This window comes from Leclercia sp. Marseille-Q4284 (assembly GCF_916618945.1).
Lineage (GTDB): Bacteria > Pseudomonadota > Gammaproteobacteria > Enterobacterales > Enterobacteriaceae > Enterobacter > Enterobacter tamurae.
Genome location: NZ_CAKAKG010000001.1, coordinates 1169140 through 1185399 on the forward strand (window position 1 = coordinate 1169140; position 16260 = coordinate 1185399).

Genomic DNA, 16260 nt, shown 5'->3' on the forward strand with positions numbered 1-16260 from the left:
GCCCCCGGTCAGGCGCCCCCCAGATAGGCTTTTCTGACCTCCTGATTGCCCAGCAGCTCCTCGCCGCTGCCGCTCAGGCGGATCTGGCCGTTGACCATCACATACCCGCGATCGGAGAGCTTCAGCGCATGGTGCGCGTTCTGCTCAACGAGGAAAATCGTCATCCCGTTACGCGCCAGCTCCCGCAGGGTCTGGAAGATCTGCTTCACCACAATCGGCGCTAACCCCAGGCTCGGCTCATCCAGCAGCAGCAGTTTTGGCCGACTCATTAACGCCCGGGCGATGGCCAGCATCTGCTGCTCGCCGCCGGACATGGTCATTGCCCGCTGTTTACGCCGCTCCTTCAGGCGCGGAAAGAGATCAAACATGCTCTGCAGATCTTCTGCCGCAAACTGGTTGCCGATGGGGATGGTACCCATCAGCAGGTTCTCTTCGACGGTCATATCGGGGAAGATGCGCCGCCCCTCCGGGGCCTGAGCAATGCCCCCTGAGGCGACGTAGTGGGTCGATTTATGGCTAATGTCCTCTCCGCAAAACAGGATTTGCCCGTTGCGCACCCGCGGCTGGCCGAAAATCGACATCAGCAGGGTCGATTTTCCCGCCCCGTTAGCGCCGATCAGCGCCACAGTTTCACCGGCGTTGACCTGCAACGACACCTGCTTCAGCGCCTGGATCACACCGTAATAGACATCCACCTGACGAAACTCCAGCATTGCCTCACTCATACACTGACCTCGCTCTCATCGGTGCCCAAATAGGCGGCAATGACTTTTTCATCGTGCTGGATCTGTGCCGGTTTGCCCTGGGCAATCACATCCCCGTGATCGAGCACGATAATGTGATCCGATATCTCCATCACCATCCCCATATCGTGTTCGATCAGCAGCACCGTAATGTCGTGGCGATCGCGCAGAAAACGGATGATGTTACTCAGCGTGTGGGTTTCCACCGGGTTGAGCCCGGCGGCCGGTTCATCAAGACAGATCATCTCCGGCCCGGTACACATGGCCCGGGCAATCTCAAGCCGCCGCTGCTGGCCGTAGGACATCTCACCCGCCAGTCGGTTGGCGCAATCCACCAGATCCACCACTTCCAGCCAGTAAAAGGCCCGGTCGAGGGCGTCGCTTTCCGCGCGACGGTAGGCAGGAGTGTTCAGCACCCCGGCCAGCAGGTTGCGGTTGACCCGCATGTGCTGGGCTACCAGCAGGTTCTCCACCACCGACATCTCGCGGAACAGGCGGATATTCTGGAAGGTGCGCGCCAGCCCGGCGCGGTTCACCAGGTGGGTGCCGCCAAACATCTTGTAGAACAGACGCTGGCCGAACTGCGCCGGGTTGATCCAGTCTCCCGGCTGGAATTTCTGCCCCAGGATCTGGATCACGTTGGTGGTTTTGCTCCGGGTGTTAAACAGAATATTGCCCCCGGAGGCCTTATAAAACCCGGTCAGACAGTTGAACACCGTGGTTTTTCCCGCACCGTTGGGGCCGATCAGGGCGGTGATGGACCCGCGCTGCACCTCGAGATTGACGTCGTTGAGCGCCTTAATGCCGCCAAAGTGCATCATCAGATGCTCGACGCTTAAGATGGTCCCGTTCATGGCGCCACTCCTTTGCGTACTGCAAAGCCGCTGCGGTTGATGCGGATCAGCCCGCGCGGCCGCCAGATCATCATCACCACCATTAATACGCCAAACAGCAGCACCCGATACTCCGCGAAGGTGCGCAGTAGCTCCGGGGTAACGGTGAGCACGAAGGCCGCCAGCACCACCCCGAGGGTGGAGCCCATCCCGCCTAACACCACGATGGCGAGGATCAGAGCCGACTCAAAGAAGGTGAACGAGGTGGGGTTAACAAACCCCTGATAGGTGGCGAAGAATACCCCGGCAATGCCCGCGGTAGAGGCTCCGAGGGTAAAGGCCGACAGCTTGACCAGGACATGGTTGAGGCCCATGGAGCGGCAGGCGATTTCGTCTTCGCGCAGCGCTTCCCAGGCGCGGCCAATTGGCATCCGCGTCAGGCGGTGCTTGATGTACAGCACCAGCAGGACCACCAGCAGCAGAATGGCGTAGATAAAGATGAACTTCAGGTTAGGGTTAAAGGTCAGGTTGAAGAACTCGTGGAACGGCACGCCGCCATCTTTCGCCCGTCGACCAAACTCCAGCCCGAAGAGGGTCGGAGGCGGGGCGGAGATGCCGTTTGGCCCGCCGGTAAAGGTCAGCCAGTTGTTCAGCACCAGGCGGATGATCTCCCCGAAGCCGAGGGTCACAATCGCCAGATAGTCGCCGTGCATGCGCAGTACCGGAAAGCCGAGCAAGGCCCCGGCCGCGGCGGCCATCAGCGCCGCCAGAGGCAGCATGGACCAGAAGCCGAGCCCCAGATACTGATAGCCCAGTGCCAGGCCATAGGCACCGATGGCGTAAAAGGCGACATAGCCGAGGTCCAGCAGGCCCGCGAGCCCGACCACGATGTTCAGCCCGAGGCCGAGCAGGACGTAGATCAGGCCGAGGATCGCCACCGTCAGCACGTATTTGGTGGCGACGAACGGAAAGCAGACCGCCAGGGCGATAATCAGGGGTAGGATCCAGCGCATCCGGCTTTTGTACTCCGGCGGCCGAACGTAAACCCCGGTATTATCGTTGTCGAAACGGGCCATCACCCGTCGTCCCGGCGCGGTGGTTAAAAAGGCACTGAGTAAAAAGCGCCCGGTCATCACCGTGGCGATGATCCACGCCAGCCGCTGTCCTTCGAAGTTAAAGCTGTAGCCATCCAGCACCACGCCCACCACCGGACCAAAAATCACCAGCGCCACCATGCCCGCAAAAATGGCGTCGAGAATGCAGCGTTTTAGGGAAAAACCGTCGTGGGCAACGGGTTGCGAAACGAGTTGTGCAGTCATCTTTTTTCCCTCACACCTTGGCCACGACAGGGCGGCCAAGCAGTCCCTGAGGACGGAAAATCAGGATCACCACCAGCAATCCAAACGAGAACACGTCTTTATAATCGGAGTTCACCATCCCGGAGAATTGCGCCTCGGCAATGCCGAGGATCAGGCCTCCCAGCATCGCGCCGGGCAGGGAGCCGATCCCTCCGAGGACGGCGGCAGTAAAGGCTTTGATCCCGATGATAAACCCGGCGTAAAAATCAAAGGTGCCGTAGTTCATGGTGATCAGCACCCCGGCCAGGCCAGCCATCGCCGCGCCAATCACAAACACCAGGGAGATGATCCGGTCGGTATTGATGCCCAGAATCGACGCCATCTTGCGATCCTGCTGCACGGCGCGGCACATCCGCCCGAGCCGGGTGTTGCTGATTATCCAGGTGAGCAGCAGCATCCCGGTGAACGAGGCGATCAGAATGAAGACTTTGGTGTAGGTGATCTGTACAAAGCCTTCGCCAATATGAAAGCGCAGCACGCCGTCGAGCATGGTAGGCACCCCCTGCTGACGCGGCCCCTGGCTGATTTGGGCGTAGTTTTGCAGGATCAGCGACATGCCGATGGCGGAGATCAGCGGGGCCAGGCGCGTGGAGTTACGCAGCGGTTTATAGGCGATGCGCTCGATGGTCCAGCCGTACACCCCGGTCACCACGATGGTGAAGACCAGCGTGCCGAGGATCAGCAGCGGAAAAGATTCCAGCCCGAAGAAGGAGAGAAGCGCCAGGCCGATGGCGCAGAGATAGGCGGAGATCATATAGACTTCGCCGTGGGCGAAGTTAATCATGCCGATAATGCCGTAGACCATGGTGTAGCCAATGGCGATCAATCCGTAGACCGACCCCAGCGTTAAGCCATTAATAAGCTGCTGCAGAAAGAACGTTTCCATCATCGCGCGCTCGTGTTTTAGACCGCAGGTTGCGCTGCGGTCCTCGGGTTATAGTGCGTCGGTATGTCACCATACCGACGTTGAGCGTGATTCCGTCCGCTTACTGCACTTCCTTATATTTACCCTTGTCGTCCCACTCATACACCACGTAGTCAGAGACTTTCAGGTCGCCCTTGCTGTCCCAGGATTTTTTGCCCATCACGGTATCCACCGAATTGGCCTTCAGCCATTCGCTGGCTTTGGCCGGATCGGCCCCACCGGTGGCTTTAAAGGCCGCAGCAATGGCCTGGATGGAGGCGTAGGAGTAGAGGGTATAGCCTTCCGGCTCGAATTTACTGGCGCGGAATTTGTCGATCACCGCTTTGCCTTCCGGGATCAGACGCGGGTCTTTGCCGAAGGTCATATAGATGCCGTTGGTGTACTGCGCACCCCCGGCGGCGGTGACCATCTCTTCGTTGACGATACAGTCACCGGAGAAGAATTTGGCCTGCACCCCTTGCTCACGCATCTGGCGCACCAGCGGGCCCGCTTCCGGGTGACAGCCGCCAAAGAAGACCACGTCCGGTTTCTGGGCACCGATTTTGGTCACCAGCGCGTTAAAGTCTTTTTCGCCGCGGGACAGGCCTTCGTACATCACGTCTTTGACATCACGTTTCGCCAGCGCCGCTTTGGTGGCATCCGCCAGCCCCTGGCCGTAAGTGTCTTTGTCGTGAATGATCACCACCCGTTTGGCTTTCAGCTTATCAATAATGAAATCAGCGGCGACCTGGCCCTGCTGGTCATCACGGCCGCACATGCGGAACATGTCGCTCATGCCGCGCTCGGTGATCAGCGGGTTGGTGGAGCCGGGGGTGATAGCCAGTACGCCCGCGTCGTTATAGACCTCGGAAGCCGGCATGGTGGAGGAGGAGCAGAAGTGGCCGACCACCGCTTTGACCTTATCCTGGTCAACCAGACGGTTAGCGACCGAGACGGCCTGTTTCGGTTCACAGGCGTCATCGCCCTGCACCAGTTTGATCTTCTCGCCATTAATGCCGCCCGCGGCGTTAATGTCTTCCGCGGCCTGGGTCGCGCCGTGCCAGTACTGGTCCCCATAGGTGGCGTTCGGTCCGGTGAAGGGACCCGCCACGCCAATCACGATATCAGCCTGGGCGGAAAACGCCGTCACCAGACACCCTGCCAGCACAAGAGAGAGAGGACTTCTGATCAATTTCAGCGACATTATTATGTACCTTTTCTGAGTGTTTTTTGGCACAACCCTGTGTAGTCGAACGCCGGAGGCGTACCCAATCCAAACGTATTGCACTAAACGGACGACATACCGCAGAAACAGGCGAGATTGCCTGAGGGTGATGACCCTCAGCACAACAGTAAGCAAAATGGTTGCCAGAACGGCAGCGTATTGCCTGTGTTTCGACAATTTTCAGTATAGAGCGCCGTTTTAAGCGGCCCGGCGGCATGAAGTGAAATTACAGCGGGGATCACATCTCATTAACAACAAAGCACATAAGTTGTGCAACGGTCACGATTTAGACGGAATTGCACCAGTAACGCGCCCCGGAACAACAGGGGAAGGGGACCGTTGAGCCTGCTTTCTGTGTTACCCTGCACGCAATTCTATTCTGCAGGAGATTTACCATGAGCGAAGGTCCATTAAACGAAACCGAAATGGAGTGGCTGGAAGAGACCTTAATGACCTATGGTCATGACGGCGAGTCCGTAATGGACGTCTCGGAGCTCGACGGGATGCTGACCGCGGTGCTGTCTGGCCCGGTGGTGATTGAGCCGGATCGCTGGCTGGTGGCGGTGTGGGGCGGCGAGAAAAACATTCCGCGCTGGAAGAACGATCGCGAGATGAACCGCTTTATCGATCTCTGCTTTAAGCACCTGAACGATATTGCCGAGCGCCTTAGCGACTACCCGGAGCAGTTTGAGCCAATGTTCGGCATGAACGATGTTGAGGGTGAAACCTTTACCGTGGTGGAAGAGTGGTGCTTCGGTTATATGCGCGGCGTGGCGCTGACCGACTGGTCATCCCTGCCAGAGTCGCTGCGTGAGGATCTGGATCTTATCGCCCTGCACGGCTCCGAAGAGAACTTTGAGCGTCTGGATACCTTCAGTGAAGAGGAGTTCCAGCAGAGCATCGAGGGCATTCGTCCGGCGGCGCTGCGCCTGTATAATCACTGGATTGCCAACCCGCAAGAGCCGGTTGCCCAGCAGCCGGTGATCAACGGCACCAAAGTCGGTCGCAACGATCCCTGCCCGTGCGGCAGCGGCAAAAAATTCAAGAACTGCTGTCTGCATTAACAGCGCCCGGCGGCGCTTCGCTTGCACGGGCCTACAGGTTTCGTAGGCCGGGTAAGCGTAGCGCCACCCGGCGGTCATTTATCCCACTTCCGGAAGCAGCCCTGCCGCAATCCCAAACTGCACGAGGATTATCGCGATCCCGCAGGCGAAGACCAGACACAGCGTCGGTTTCCCGCCGGGCACCCGGTAATCACCGGCTGGATGATGCTTACGGCTCTGCCACACCAGCAGCGACGGCAGCAGCAGCGCCAGCACCGCCAGCGCGACGCCTGCATAACCCAGCGCCATCACAAACCCACGCGGATAGAACAGGGCGAAGGCCAGCGGCGGCAGGAAGGTGATCGCACCGGTCTGGATACGCCCGCCCACGGTGCGGCTGCGCTGGAACAGGTCGGCAAGGTAATCGAACAGGCCCAGCGCTACGCCGAGGAACGAGGTCGCCAGGGCGAGGTCGGCAAACAGGTGTACCGCCAGCTCTACGTGCGGCGACGCCACCACTTCACGCAGGGCCTGCAGCAGCCCGTTCAGGCCGGTATGGCTCGCCAGCATCCCCATAAAAGTTGTCGAGTTAATGCTGCCGAGGGTTACCAGCTGCCAGAAGATATAGGCCACCAGTGGAATGGCGCTGCCGGTGATAAAGATCCAGCGCAGCTTGCGCACGTTGCCATTCATATAGCTGACGATGCTCGGCACACTGCCGTGGAAACCAAACGAGGTAAAAATCACCGGGATAGCCGACAGCGCCAGCCCTTTCTCCAGAGGCAGGGTCAGAAGATTGACCTTATGAATGTGCGGCGCCAGCAGCGCCAGCATCACCACCAGGAAGATGATTTTGGCCGAGAACAGGAAACGGTTGAACAGATCCACCAGCGAGGTGCCCACGCAGACCACGCCGCCGCCGATCAGGGTAAAGAAGATCACCCCGGTGGTCGGGGAGATATCGGCGTTGAACCAGTCGTTGACGCTGGAGGCGATTAGCTCACCCGCGCCGCTGATGTAGGCCGCGGTCAGGGCATACATCAGGAACATCATGCTGAAACCGGTGATCCACTGGCCGAAACGGCCCAGATAACGCCCGGCCAGTGACCCGAGTCCGGTATCGGCGGGAACGTGCTGATACACTTCCAGCAGCAGCAGGGCGGTATAACACATCAGCGCCCAGAGCGTGCCCAGTAACACCAGCGTGACGCCAAACCCGACGCCCGCTGCCGCCAGCGGCATCGCCAGCATACCTGCGCCAATCGTGGTTCCGGCGACGATAAAAATACTTCCCAGCGTTCTGTTCTTCACGTTTTCCTCTACGGCCTTGCACTATCGCGACAAAATCTGCGGCGCAGCGTAAGGGAAAAACGCAGGTTCGTCAAACCGCCGTTACAGGTGCTGTAAATGTAGGTTTACGATATTCATCGGAAGCCATTGGAAGGGGAATTGAAAGCTATTTCTGCGCCAGCGCAAGGTGGGGAGGGGAGGAAGGAAATATGCCGTTATTAAAAATAACGCGGCGCCAGAGGCGCCGCAGTAATATTAATTTTGAGCATCAAGCGTCGACAGCTCTTTATCAATAAAGTACAACCCTTCACCGGATTTACCCGCCAGCGACAGTTTATCGAGAACGGATTTAAACAGCTTCTCTTCTTCGTGCTGCTCTGCCACATACCATTGCAGGAAATTAAAGGTGCCATAATCCTGGCTTATCATCGCCGCATGGACCAGGTCGTTAATCTTCTGGGTGATCAGCTGCTCGTGCTCATAGGTGGCGCGGAATAGCTCGTCCAGCGAGGCGTACTCAGCAAACGGCGATGCCACAGGGTTGATGCGCGGCAGGCTGCCAGTATCAGTAAGATAATCAAAGAGACGCTGCATGTGAGTCATCTCTTCCTGTGCGTGACGACGCATAAATGCCGCCGCGCCTTCAAAACTGTGATAGCTACACCAGGCGCTCATCTGCTGATAGAGCAGGGAGGAGTAAAGCTCCAGATTCATTTGCTCATTGAGCTTGTCGATCATTTCGGTTTTAAGCATGGTGTCGCTCCGTATTATTATTCACTGGTCAACGTGAGCGTCACTATAATTTGTTATTTATTTATTTGCAAAAAGTAAAATAAATATTTAAACGATCATAATACGAATGGGAATAAAACGCATTGCGGGTAAGGTAAATAAATTAATGAGAATTATTCTGTTTCGTGTTTAATACTATTATTGCCAGCGGGATCGCTGGCAGCGGAATTAATAATAGGTGACGACGACGGGCCGCGGGGTATAGCCATGACACTGATACTGAATGGTCATGGTTTCATTCAGGCACAGCGAGCCGCTGATGAGGCTACAGGTTTTGATCGGCTGCCCGTAGGCCATGGCCGTACTGTATCCCATCGCCTGGCATTCACGGGTCGCGGTACCGCTGGTGACGTAGTCGTCATAGCGGGCGTTCTGCAACATGGCCTGATCGTAATTGAGCATGACAACACCTGACGTGACGTCGACGCTGCTGACTTCTGCTTGCCGGGTAACGCCACAGCCCGCCAGTAACAGGAGCAGGCCGCCAGTGCATAATCTCTTCATAGAACACTCTGGATGCATGGAAATAACCTATACTAGCGGCTGATGTGCGCCGCAATGCCAGGATTAAACGCCTGTTCTGCCCCTTCTCTTTGCCACGAGCCCTTGCTCCTTCAATCCTAAGCCATCCGTTTATCAGGCGGCGGCAAAAACCTCTTCAGGCACAAAATTGTGAGCGCATCTTTGTTTTTTGAAACTATTTTTCACTTAATTTGAAAGTGCGTTTGCTAAGTAGTAAGGTTGGACAGGTAAGCTATCCACAGCGGGACGCCCCGCATCGCATTCAGGAGACGAAGAATGAAAATTGCACTGATGATGGAAAACAGCCAGGCGCCAAAAAACGCCATCATCCTCAAGGAATTGAACGCCGTTGCTGAAGAGAAAGGTTTCCCGGTCTACAACGTTGGGATGAGCGACGAAAACGATCACCACCTGACCTACATTCACCTGGGGATCATGGCGAGCATTCTGCTGAACTCGAAAGCGGTTGATTTCGTGGTGACCGGCTGCGGTACCGGCCAGGGTGCGCTGATGTCCCTGAACATCCACCCGGGTGTGGTGTGCGGCTACTGCATCGATCCGGCTGACGCCTTCCTGTTCGCCCAGATCAACAACGGTAACGCGCTCTCTCTGCCATTTGCTAAAGGCTTCGGCTGGGGCGCAGAGCTGAACGTTCGCTTTATCTTTGAAAAAGCCTTCACCGGCCGTAATGGCGAAGGTTATCCGCCAGAGCGTAAAGAACCTCAGGTTCGCAACGCTGGCATCCTGAACCAGGTGAAAGCCGCGGTGGTTAAAGAGAACTATCTCGACACCCTGCGTGCTATCGATCCAGAGCTGGTCAAAACTGCAGTAACCGGTCAGCGTTTCCAGCAGTGCTTCTTCGAGAACTGCCAGGATAAAGAGATCGAAGCCTTTGTCCGCGGTATTATCGGCTAAGTTGCCAACGCCAGTGATAAAGCCAGCTTACGCTGGCTTTTTTTATGCCCGCTTGCTGGATACCGCACTGCCGGCATCTTTCACCAGCCGCAGGGTATCGACCATCCCCAGCAGACAGACCAGCGCAATCGCCACAAACGCCAGCCGGAAGCTGATCCCCGGCAGCGCGTCCATCCCCAGCATTTCGCTACTCAGCTCCCCGAGACGGATCCCGATCGCACCGAGGGTGATCCCCAGCCCCACCGCCAGCTGAGTGGCGGTTGAGAACAGGGTGTTGGCATAGCTCATCTGCGGGGAAGGGACATCGGCAAAGGCGAGGGTGCTGATGGCGGTAAACTGAATGGAACGGAATACGCCGCCCAGATAGAGCACCAGCATAATGACCCACACCGGGGTTTGCGGGGTCAGGAATGCACAGGCCAGCAGGGCCAGTACGTTCAGCGCCCCGTTGATCAGCAGCAGCTTTTTAAACCCCAGCCCACGGATCAGCGGGGTGGTCGCCGGTTTGATGGTCAGGTTACCGACAAATACCGCCAGCACCAGCAGACCGGAGTGGAACGCATCCATGCCGAATCCCACCTGAAACAGCAGCGGCAGCAAAAACGGCACGGCGCTGATGGAGGCGCGAAACAGCGACCCGCCGTACATCGTCACGCGAAAGGTGGGCACCTGCAGGGCGTCGAGGCGGATCATCGGCCATTCAGCGCGTCTGAAATGCCGCAGGGCATAGATCAACGTCACCACTCCGATGGCCAGCAGTGCAAGGGTGATCGCCGTATTCACGTCGTGCGCCCCCATCATCTCCATGGCGCAAACCAGGCTAACCATTGCCAGCGAAGTGGCGATAAAGCCCGGGGTGTCGAACGGACGGCGCGTCTCCTCACAGATATCCGGGATAATGCGCAGCGCCAGCGCGATGGCAATCAGCCCCAGCGGGACGTTAATAAAGAAGATCCAGCGCCAGTTGGCATAGCTGGTGATAAACCCACCCAGCGGCGGGCCGATAATCGGCGCCACCAGCGCGGGCCAGGTCAGGGTGGCGATGGCGGTAATCAACAGATGTTTCGGGGTGGTGCGCAGCACTGCCAGCCGCCCGACAGGGACCATCAGCGCGCCGCCCATCCCTTGCAGGACGCGCATGGCGACGAACTGATCGACGCTGGTGGCGAGGCCGCACAGCACCGAGGCGAGGGTAAAGATGGCCAGCGCGAGAGTGAAGACTTTGCGCGCGCCAAACCGGTCGGCAATCCAGCCGCTGGCCGGGATCAGCACCGCCAGGGTGATAAGATAGGCGCTGATGCCGATGTTGAGATCCACCGCCTGTACGCCAAAGCTTTTCGCCATATCGGGTAGGGCGGTGGCGATCACCGTCCCGTCGAGAAACTCCATAAAGAATGCGCCAGCCACCAACAGCGCAGCGGGAGAGACCCCGCTGGCCGCGTTGCCGGAGATTTTTTCGCTCATTTTTCCTCTGCCACTTAAACTTTTTTTTAAAAATTTACAGGAACAAGCAGGGTGCTAATTGCCTGATTTGTATTTATTTTTAACAGGAACGCTGTTTTATTTTAAATAAACTGCCGTGATGAATATCACAAAATGATTGATTTTTGTGATGGCGGTCATATTATAGGCGCATCAACGATAACACCTGCATAACAATTAGCCGGAGCAAAACAATGAAATTGCGCAAAATTCTGAAAAGCATGTTCGAATCCTATTGCAAGACCTTCAAGGACGTACCGCCAGGCGCGATGTTCTGATAAAAAAACCTGCTTCGGCAGGTTTTTTTGTGCCTGCAGGCCGCAACAGGCCGGGCGTTTTGCTACTATGGCGGCCTTTCAAACAGGAGAAGCCTATGTCTCAAAACCTGAGTGCCGATCAGGAACTGATCTCTGACGTTGTTGCATGTCAGCTGGTTATCAAACAAATCCTTGATGTGATTGAAATCATCGCCCCGGCTGAGGTGCGCGAGAAGATGTCCAGCCAGCTCAGAAACATCGATTTTGCCAGCAATCCTGCCTCGGCCGACCCCGTCACGCTGCGTGCGGTTCAGAAAGCCATTGCGCTGATTGAACTGAAGTTCACCCCGCAGGGCGAATCTCACTAAAATAAACCGACGTTTTGAATTTAGAAATGGTTTTGTGAGAAGAATGTGAACGGGCGACCCCGGGTCGCCCGGAATGCAGGTTACATAAAGGTCTGCACCAGCAGATAGCTCACCGCACATGCGCAGCTCACCCCAATAAGCCCCGGCAGAATAAAGCTGTGGTTGATAATAAACTTGCCGATGCGTGTGGTGCCCGAGCGGTCAAAGCCTATACAGGCGAGGTCGCTGGGGTAGGTCGGCAGTACAAAATAGCCGTACGACGCCGGGAAGAAGGCAATCAGCATTTTCGGATCGATTCCCAGCATTAATCCCATCGGTGCTACCGCCGTCAGGGCTGCCGCCTGGCTGTTGACCAGTTTCGAGACCAGGAACAGCACGATGGCGTAGGTCCAGGGGTGACTTTTTACCACCCCCTCCAGGGCCATCTTCAGTTCATCCAGATGCGCCTGGAAAAAGGTGTCGCTCATCCATGCCACGCCAAAGACCGAGAAAATCGCCACCATCCCGGCCTTGAAGACCGCACCGTTTGAGATGGACGCGGCATTCACTTTGCACACCATCAGCATCACCGCCCCGGCAATCAACATCATCATCTGGATCACCAGGTTCATCGACAGGGCCGTCATTTTGCCTTTCACCTCGAAGGCCGGACGCAGCTCGGGCAGGGCACCCAGCAGCACCACGACGGCAATCCCGGCGAAGAAGATCCAGGTGGACCAGTAGGCCTGCTTCGGAAAACGTTGATCCATTAAGGTGTCGGTACTGCCGTAGATGAACTTGCGCTGCTCAGGATCCTGCAGCCGGGCCTGAAACTCCTCGTCATCGGCCAGATCCTTGCCGCGGCGCAGACTCCAGAGGGCGGCAATTGCCACCCCCGCCAGCGAGGCCGGGACCGAAATGGCGAGGATCTGCAGAATGCCAAATGCCTGACCCACGCCGTGCTGCGCGGCAAGAATCGATACCAGCGAGACGACGGCAACCGACACCGGAGAGGCGGTAATCGCCATCTGCGAGGCAATAGACGCCACTGCCATCGGGCGTTCCGGGCGGATGCCTTTTTTCAGCGCGATATCGGCAATGATCGGGAACATGGTATAGACCACATGGCCGGTGCCGCACAGGAAGGTCAGCATCCAGGTGGTAAAGGGGGCGAGCAGGGTAATGTGTTGCGGATGCCGCCGCAGCAGCCTTTCGGCAAACTGCATCATCACGTTCAGTCCTCCGGCGGTTTGCAGCGTGGCGGCGCAGCCGATAACGGCCAGGATCGTCAGCATCACGTCTACCGGGGGCTTACCGGGCTGAAGCCCAAAGACAAAGCTGAGAATAAAAAGGCCAATGCCGCTGATCAGCCCCAGTCCCATGCCACCGAACCGGGTGCCGACCAGCAGGCACAGAATAATGACAACAAATTCAACGTTAATCATACGTTTCCCTCGTCTGTGAAAATGAAATTCTCGCAAATCATTACACGGAGTAGGGTTATTCGGTGGGAGCCAGATCGGATTTGTTAAAGATTAATAAAAGCAAAGGGTTGGTGGTTCTGAAACAAAATTACCCGGCACAGGCCGGGTAAGTCATGTAAAGCGCAGGATCAGTGATGCTGACAGTTGACGACGTTCAGCAGGTGACGATCGGTCTGTTCCAGTCCCATGCCGGTGCTACGGGCCTGGCGAACTTCATCGAGGACGGTCTTGAGTAACACCCCATCCTGCTGTTGCTCTTTTTCAATATCATGCAGGAAGTTAAGCGTAGAGATATCTTCCATTTTTCGCGCTTCATCCGTTAATTGATTCAGCGTCTGGCAGCGTTGTTCATATTCCTCCAGCGTACGCTGGAAAACCGCTTCCAGGCAGCTACAGTCTTCATCACTCATATCCACCGGTTTCAGAACTGGCATCGCGCCAGAGGCTTTCAGAAAATCGAAAACGCGCATCATCTGGGTGACGTTGCTCTGCGCCTGGGTGCGCAGGAAGGTTGCGGAACCGGTAAATTGATGTTCTGAACACCACTCGCTGAGGTGCAAAGAGAGGTTTGACGCGTGAAACTCCAGGTTCATCTGCGTATTGAGCTTGTTGATCATATCCGAGGCAGCCATATCCATTCCCTTTTCTTCGTAATGTAACCTAAAAAATAATCATCATTAACGATAGTTCACTTCAGAATAAAAGCATTCTGTTTTCCCTGTATGTGATCCCTTATTCACTTCAGTCATCGGTTAAAAATAATAATAACAGCGGATGGTTTATAAGAAAATCCTTATAAATATATTCTTACTAAACCTTACCTCCCATCAGCAATTAAAAATTGCGAAGAGATCAGAGCGATCTGTCTGGAAGGTGAAAATATTTAACTCTATGTAATTTATATAAATTTATAAAAACGAGGCGAGCTGATCGATTGCGGCATTTAATGTTTTACCGGATAACCGTGAGACGGGCGTTTAGCACATAAATTGATAATAATTTCCGCCAGGCGGAATAGAGATAATTCTTATATTTAAACATTTTTTACACCTGGTGAAAATTGCGCCAGATCATTTTTGCGGGAAAGCGTGGGATATGTGATCCAACAGGAAGTTTGCCGTCCCGCACTCTGAGAAAATGAAACATTGTTTTAATCTGAAGGAGTTTTTTTATGGCAAAGGTTGCGGTGCTGCTGGCACCCGGATTTGAAGAGGCGGAAGCGATCATTACCATCGACATTCTGCGCCGTCTCAATATTGAGGTAGAGACCCTGGCCTGCGACGGGTCGCGCGCGGTGGTGAGCTACCATAATATCCCGATGGTTGCAGACCACACCCTGAGCAACAAAATCGATACGTACTACGACGCCGTGGTTTTACCGGGCGGCCCGCAGGGCAGCGTTAACCTCGCCGCCAGCGCAGAGGTGGTGCGTTTTGTCGCTGCGCATGACGAAGCGGGCAAGATTATCGCCCCGATCTGTTCCGCCGCCGCGCGCGTGCTGGGCGGGAACGGCTTGCTCAAAGGCCGTCGCTATGTCTGCTCGGGGGATCTCTGGCAGGCGGTTCAGGACGGCGTCTATGTCGATGCCCCGGTAGTGGAAGAGGGCAACCTCATCAGCGGCAAAGGCCTGGGTCATGCCTTCGACTTCGCCCTGACCCTCGCCGCGCGCCTGCTGGGCGATGAGGCCCAGGTTCGCGAGCACGCCGAACACATCTACTATCCCTGGTAAGATCGCCGGGCGCGCGTGCGCCCGTCTAACAAGGATATCCTGGCTGAACTTATGGACTAATCTGCTTTAACCCTTTCTAATTGTCTGACAAATATCTCCGCATTTATGTCATTTCTCGCTGAATGTATGTACGCAATTACTGTAATTCTGCGGTGTGATGGCGCTCTCTTATGGATGATTAATTTCCCGCTAAAACTATCTCAAGCAAATGCGCTTTTAACACCTTTGGCGCTAATGCGTTGTTTTACGTCCGATTAAACAAAATTGAGAAGTTGTTTCCCTACAAATTAGAACGCTAAAGCTGGAGTTAACCATGCACAAATTTACTAAAGCGCTGGCGGCCATCGGTCTGGCTGCCGTTATGTCACAATCCGCTATGGCGGAGAACTTAAAGCTCGGTTTCCTGGTGAAGCAGCCGGAAGAGCCGTGGTTCCAGACGGAGTGGAAATTCGCTGATAAAGCCGGGAAAGATTTGGGCTTCGAAGTGATCAAAATTGCCGTGCCGGACGGTGAAAAAACGCTGAACGCCATCGATAGCCTGGCGGCCAGCGGCGCGAAAGGGTTTGTCATCTGTACTCCGGATCCAAAACTGGGCGCCGCCATCGTGGCGAAAGCGCGCGGTTACGACATGAAGGTTATCGCGGTGGACGATCAGTTCGTCAACGCCAAAGGCGCGCCGATGGATACCGTTCCTCTGGTGATGATGGCGGCGACCAAAATCGGCGAGCGTCAGGGCCAGGAGTTGTATAAAGAGATGCAAAAACGCGGCTGGGATGTGAAAGACACCGCCGTGATGGCCATTACGGCTGACGAGCTGGATACCGCGCGCCGTCGTACCACCGGTTCGATGGATGCCCTGAAAGCGGCCGGCTTCCCGGAAAAACAGATCTACAAAGTGCCAACCAAATCTAACGACATCCCGGGCGCCTTCGATGCGGCCAACTCTATGCTGGTTCAGCACTCTGAAGTCAAACACTGGCTGGTGGTCGGGATGAACGACAACACCGTGCTCGGCGGCGTGCGCGCCACTGAAGGCCAGGGCTTCAAAGCGGCAGACGTGATCGGGATCGGCATCAACGGTGTGGATGCGGTGAGCGAACTCTCTAAAGGGCAGGCCACCGGCTTCTACGGCTCCCTGCTGCCAAGCCCGGACGTTCACGGCTACAAATCCAGCGAAATGCTTTACAACTGGGTGACCAAAGGGGCAGAGCCAGCGAAATTTACTGAAGTGACCGACGTGGTGCTGATCACCCGTGACAACTTCAAAGCCGAGCTGGAGAAAAAAGGACTGGGCGGTAAGTAATTTACTGTGATTGCGCCCCCCGGCATTAACGGG

17 protein-coding genes are annotated in these 16260 nt (G+C 56.0%); 6 read left to right on the forward strand and 11 right to left on the reverse strand.

From position 1 onward, the window contains the following. Nucleotides 1–8: 8 nt before the first annotated feature. From LG383_RS05380 to LG383_RS05400, 5 genes are all read right to left on the reverse strand, one after another. Entirely contained in the window at nucleotides 9–725 is a 717-nt protein-coding gene (locus LG383_RS05380) for an ABC transporter ATP-binding protein (protein ID WP_106993379.1), read from the reverse strand. Continuing rightward, the gene (locus tag LG383_RS05385) at nucleotides 722–1597 is read right to left on the reverse strand and encodes an ABC transporter ATP-binding protein (protein ID WP_166182867.1); all 876 of its coding nucleotides are present in this window, start codon (nucleotides 1595–1597) and stop codon (nucleotides 722–724) included. Before LG383_RS05385 ends, LG383_RS05380 begins: the two co-directional genes overlap by 4 nt. Beyond that, complete coding sequence (livM, locus tag LG383_RS05390; protein WP_106993377.1) at nucleotides 1594–2895, reverse strand: high-affinity branched-chain amino acid ABC transporter permease LivM; 1302 nt, start codon at nucleotides 2893–2895, stop codon at nucleotides 1594–1596. Before livM ends, LG383_RS05385 begins: the two co-directional genes overlap by 4 nt. A 10-nt stretch (nucleotides 2896–2905) precedes the next feature. Then, nucleotides 2906–3820, reverse strand: a complete 915-nt coding sequence (locus LG383_RS05395; RefSeq protein ID WP_059309089.1) for a branched-chain amino acid ABC transporter permease — start codon at nucleotides 3818–3820, stop codon at nucleotides 2906–2908. Between the two features lie 100 nt (nucleotides 3821–3920). After that, nucleotides 3921–5042 (reverse strand): branched-chain amino acid ABC transporter substrate-binding protein, encoded by a 1122-nt coding sequence (locus LG383_RS05400; RefSeq protein ID WP_106993376.1) that lies wholly within the window; start codon nucleotides 5040–5042, stop codon nucleotides 3921–3923. A 416-nt stretch (nucleotides 5043–5458) separates the two neighbouring features. Between LG383_RS05400 and LG383_RS05405 the strand changes: the two genes are divergently transcribed. Beyond that, on the forward strand, nucleotides 5459–6127 hold the full coding sequence (locus tag LG383_RS05405) for a YecA family protein (RefSeq protein ID WP_106993375.1): 669 nt from the start codon (nucleotides 5459–5461) through the stop codon (nucleotides 6125–6127). Between the two features lie 78 nt (nucleotides 6128–6205). Here the strand turns inward: LG383_RS05405 and tyrP are convergent, their stop codons facing one another. From tyrP to yecR, 3 genes are all read right to left on the reverse strand, one after another. Then, nucleotides 6206–7417, reverse strand: a complete 1212-nt coding sequence (tyrP, locus tag LG383_RS05410) for a tyrosine transporter TyrP (protein ID WP_225758512.1) — start codon at nucleotides 7415–7417, stop codon at nucleotides 6206–6208. 234 nt (nucleotides 7418–7651) lie between these two features. Further along, nucleotides 7652–8149, reverse strand: a complete 498-nt coding sequence (ftnA, locus tag LG383_RS05415) for a non-heme ferritin (RefSeq protein ID WP_106993373.1) — start codon at nucleotides 8147–8149, stop codon at nucleotides 7652–7654. Nucleotides 8150–8356: 207 nt separating this feature from the next. After that, the gene (gene yecR / locus LG383_RS05420; protein WP_106993372.1) at nucleotides 8357–8692 is read right to left on the reverse strand and encodes a YecR family lipoprotein; all 336 of its coding nucleotides are present in this window, start codon (nucleotides 8690–8692) and stop codon (nucleotides 8357–8359) included. A 294-nt stretch (nucleotides 8693–8986) separates the two neighbouring features. Between yecR and LG383_RS05425 the strand changes: the two genes are divergently transcribed. Further along, nucleotides 8987–9625, forward strand: coding sequence for an RpiB/LacA/LacB family sugar-phosphate isomerase (locus tag LG383_RS05425; protein ID WP_032612023.1), 639 nt, complete (start codon nucleotides 8987–8989; stop codon nucleotides 9623–9625). A 42-nt stretch (nucleotides 9626–9667) separates the two neighbouring features. Here LG383_RS05425 and LG383_RS05430 read toward each other — a convergent pair whose 3' ends face one another. Then, nucleotides 9668–11089, reverse strand: coding sequence for an MFS transporter (locus LG383_RS05430; protein WP_225758513.1), 1422 nt, complete (start codon nucleotides 11087–11089; stop codon nucleotides 9668–9670). 212 nt (nucleotides 11090–11301) lie between these two features. Between LG383_RS05430 and azuC the strand changes: the two genes are divergently transcribed. Both azuC and LG383_RS05440 read left to right on the forward strand, forming a co-directional pair. Further along, nucleotides 11302–11385, forward strand: a complete 84-nt coding sequence (gene azuC, locus LG383_RS05435; protein WP_098946254.1) for a stress response protein AzuC — start codon at nucleotides 11302–11304, stop codon at nucleotides 11383–11385. A gap of 95 nt (nucleotides 11386–11480) precedes the next feature. After that, nucleotides 11481–11732, forward strand: a complete 252-nt coding sequence (locus tag LG383_RS05440; protein ID WP_106993370.1) for a DUF2766 family protein — start codon at nucleotides 11481–11483, stop codon at nucleotides 11730–11732. 80 nt (nucleotides 11733–11812) lie between these two features. Here the strand turns inward: LG383_RS05440 and LG383_RS05445 are convergent, their stop codons facing one another. Continuing rightward, entirely contained in the window at nucleotides 11813–13156 is a 1344-nt protein-coding gene (locus LG383_RS05445) for an anaerobic C4-dicarboxylate transporter (RefSeq protein ID WP_225758514.1), read from the reverse strand. A 167-nt stretch (nucleotides 13157–13323) separates the two neighbouring features. Further along, on the reverse strand, nucleotides 13324–13827 hold the full coding sequence (locus tag LG383_RS05450) for a non-heme ferritin-like protein (protein ID WP_225758515.1): 504 nt from the start codon (nucleotides 13825–13827) through the stop codon (nucleotides 13324–13326). A 539-nt stretch (nucleotides 13828–14366) separates the two neighbouring features. Here LG383_RS05450 and LG383_RS05455 point away from each other — a divergent pair. Further along, nucleotides 14367–14924 (forward strand): DJ-1 family glyoxalase III, encoded by a 558-nt coding sequence (locus LG383_RS05455; RefSeq protein WP_225758516.1) that lies wholly within the window; start codon nucleotides 14367–14369, stop codon nucleotides 14922–14924. A gap of 313 nt (nucleotides 14925–15237) precedes the next feature. Beyond that, complete coding sequence (araF, locus tag LG383_RS05460) at nucleotides 15238–16227, forward strand: arabinose ABC transporter substrate-binding protein AraF (RefSeq protein WP_106993367.1); 990 nt, start codon at nucleotides 15238–15240, stop codon at nucleotides 16225–16227. Nucleotides 16228–16260: the final 33 nt, after the last annotated feature.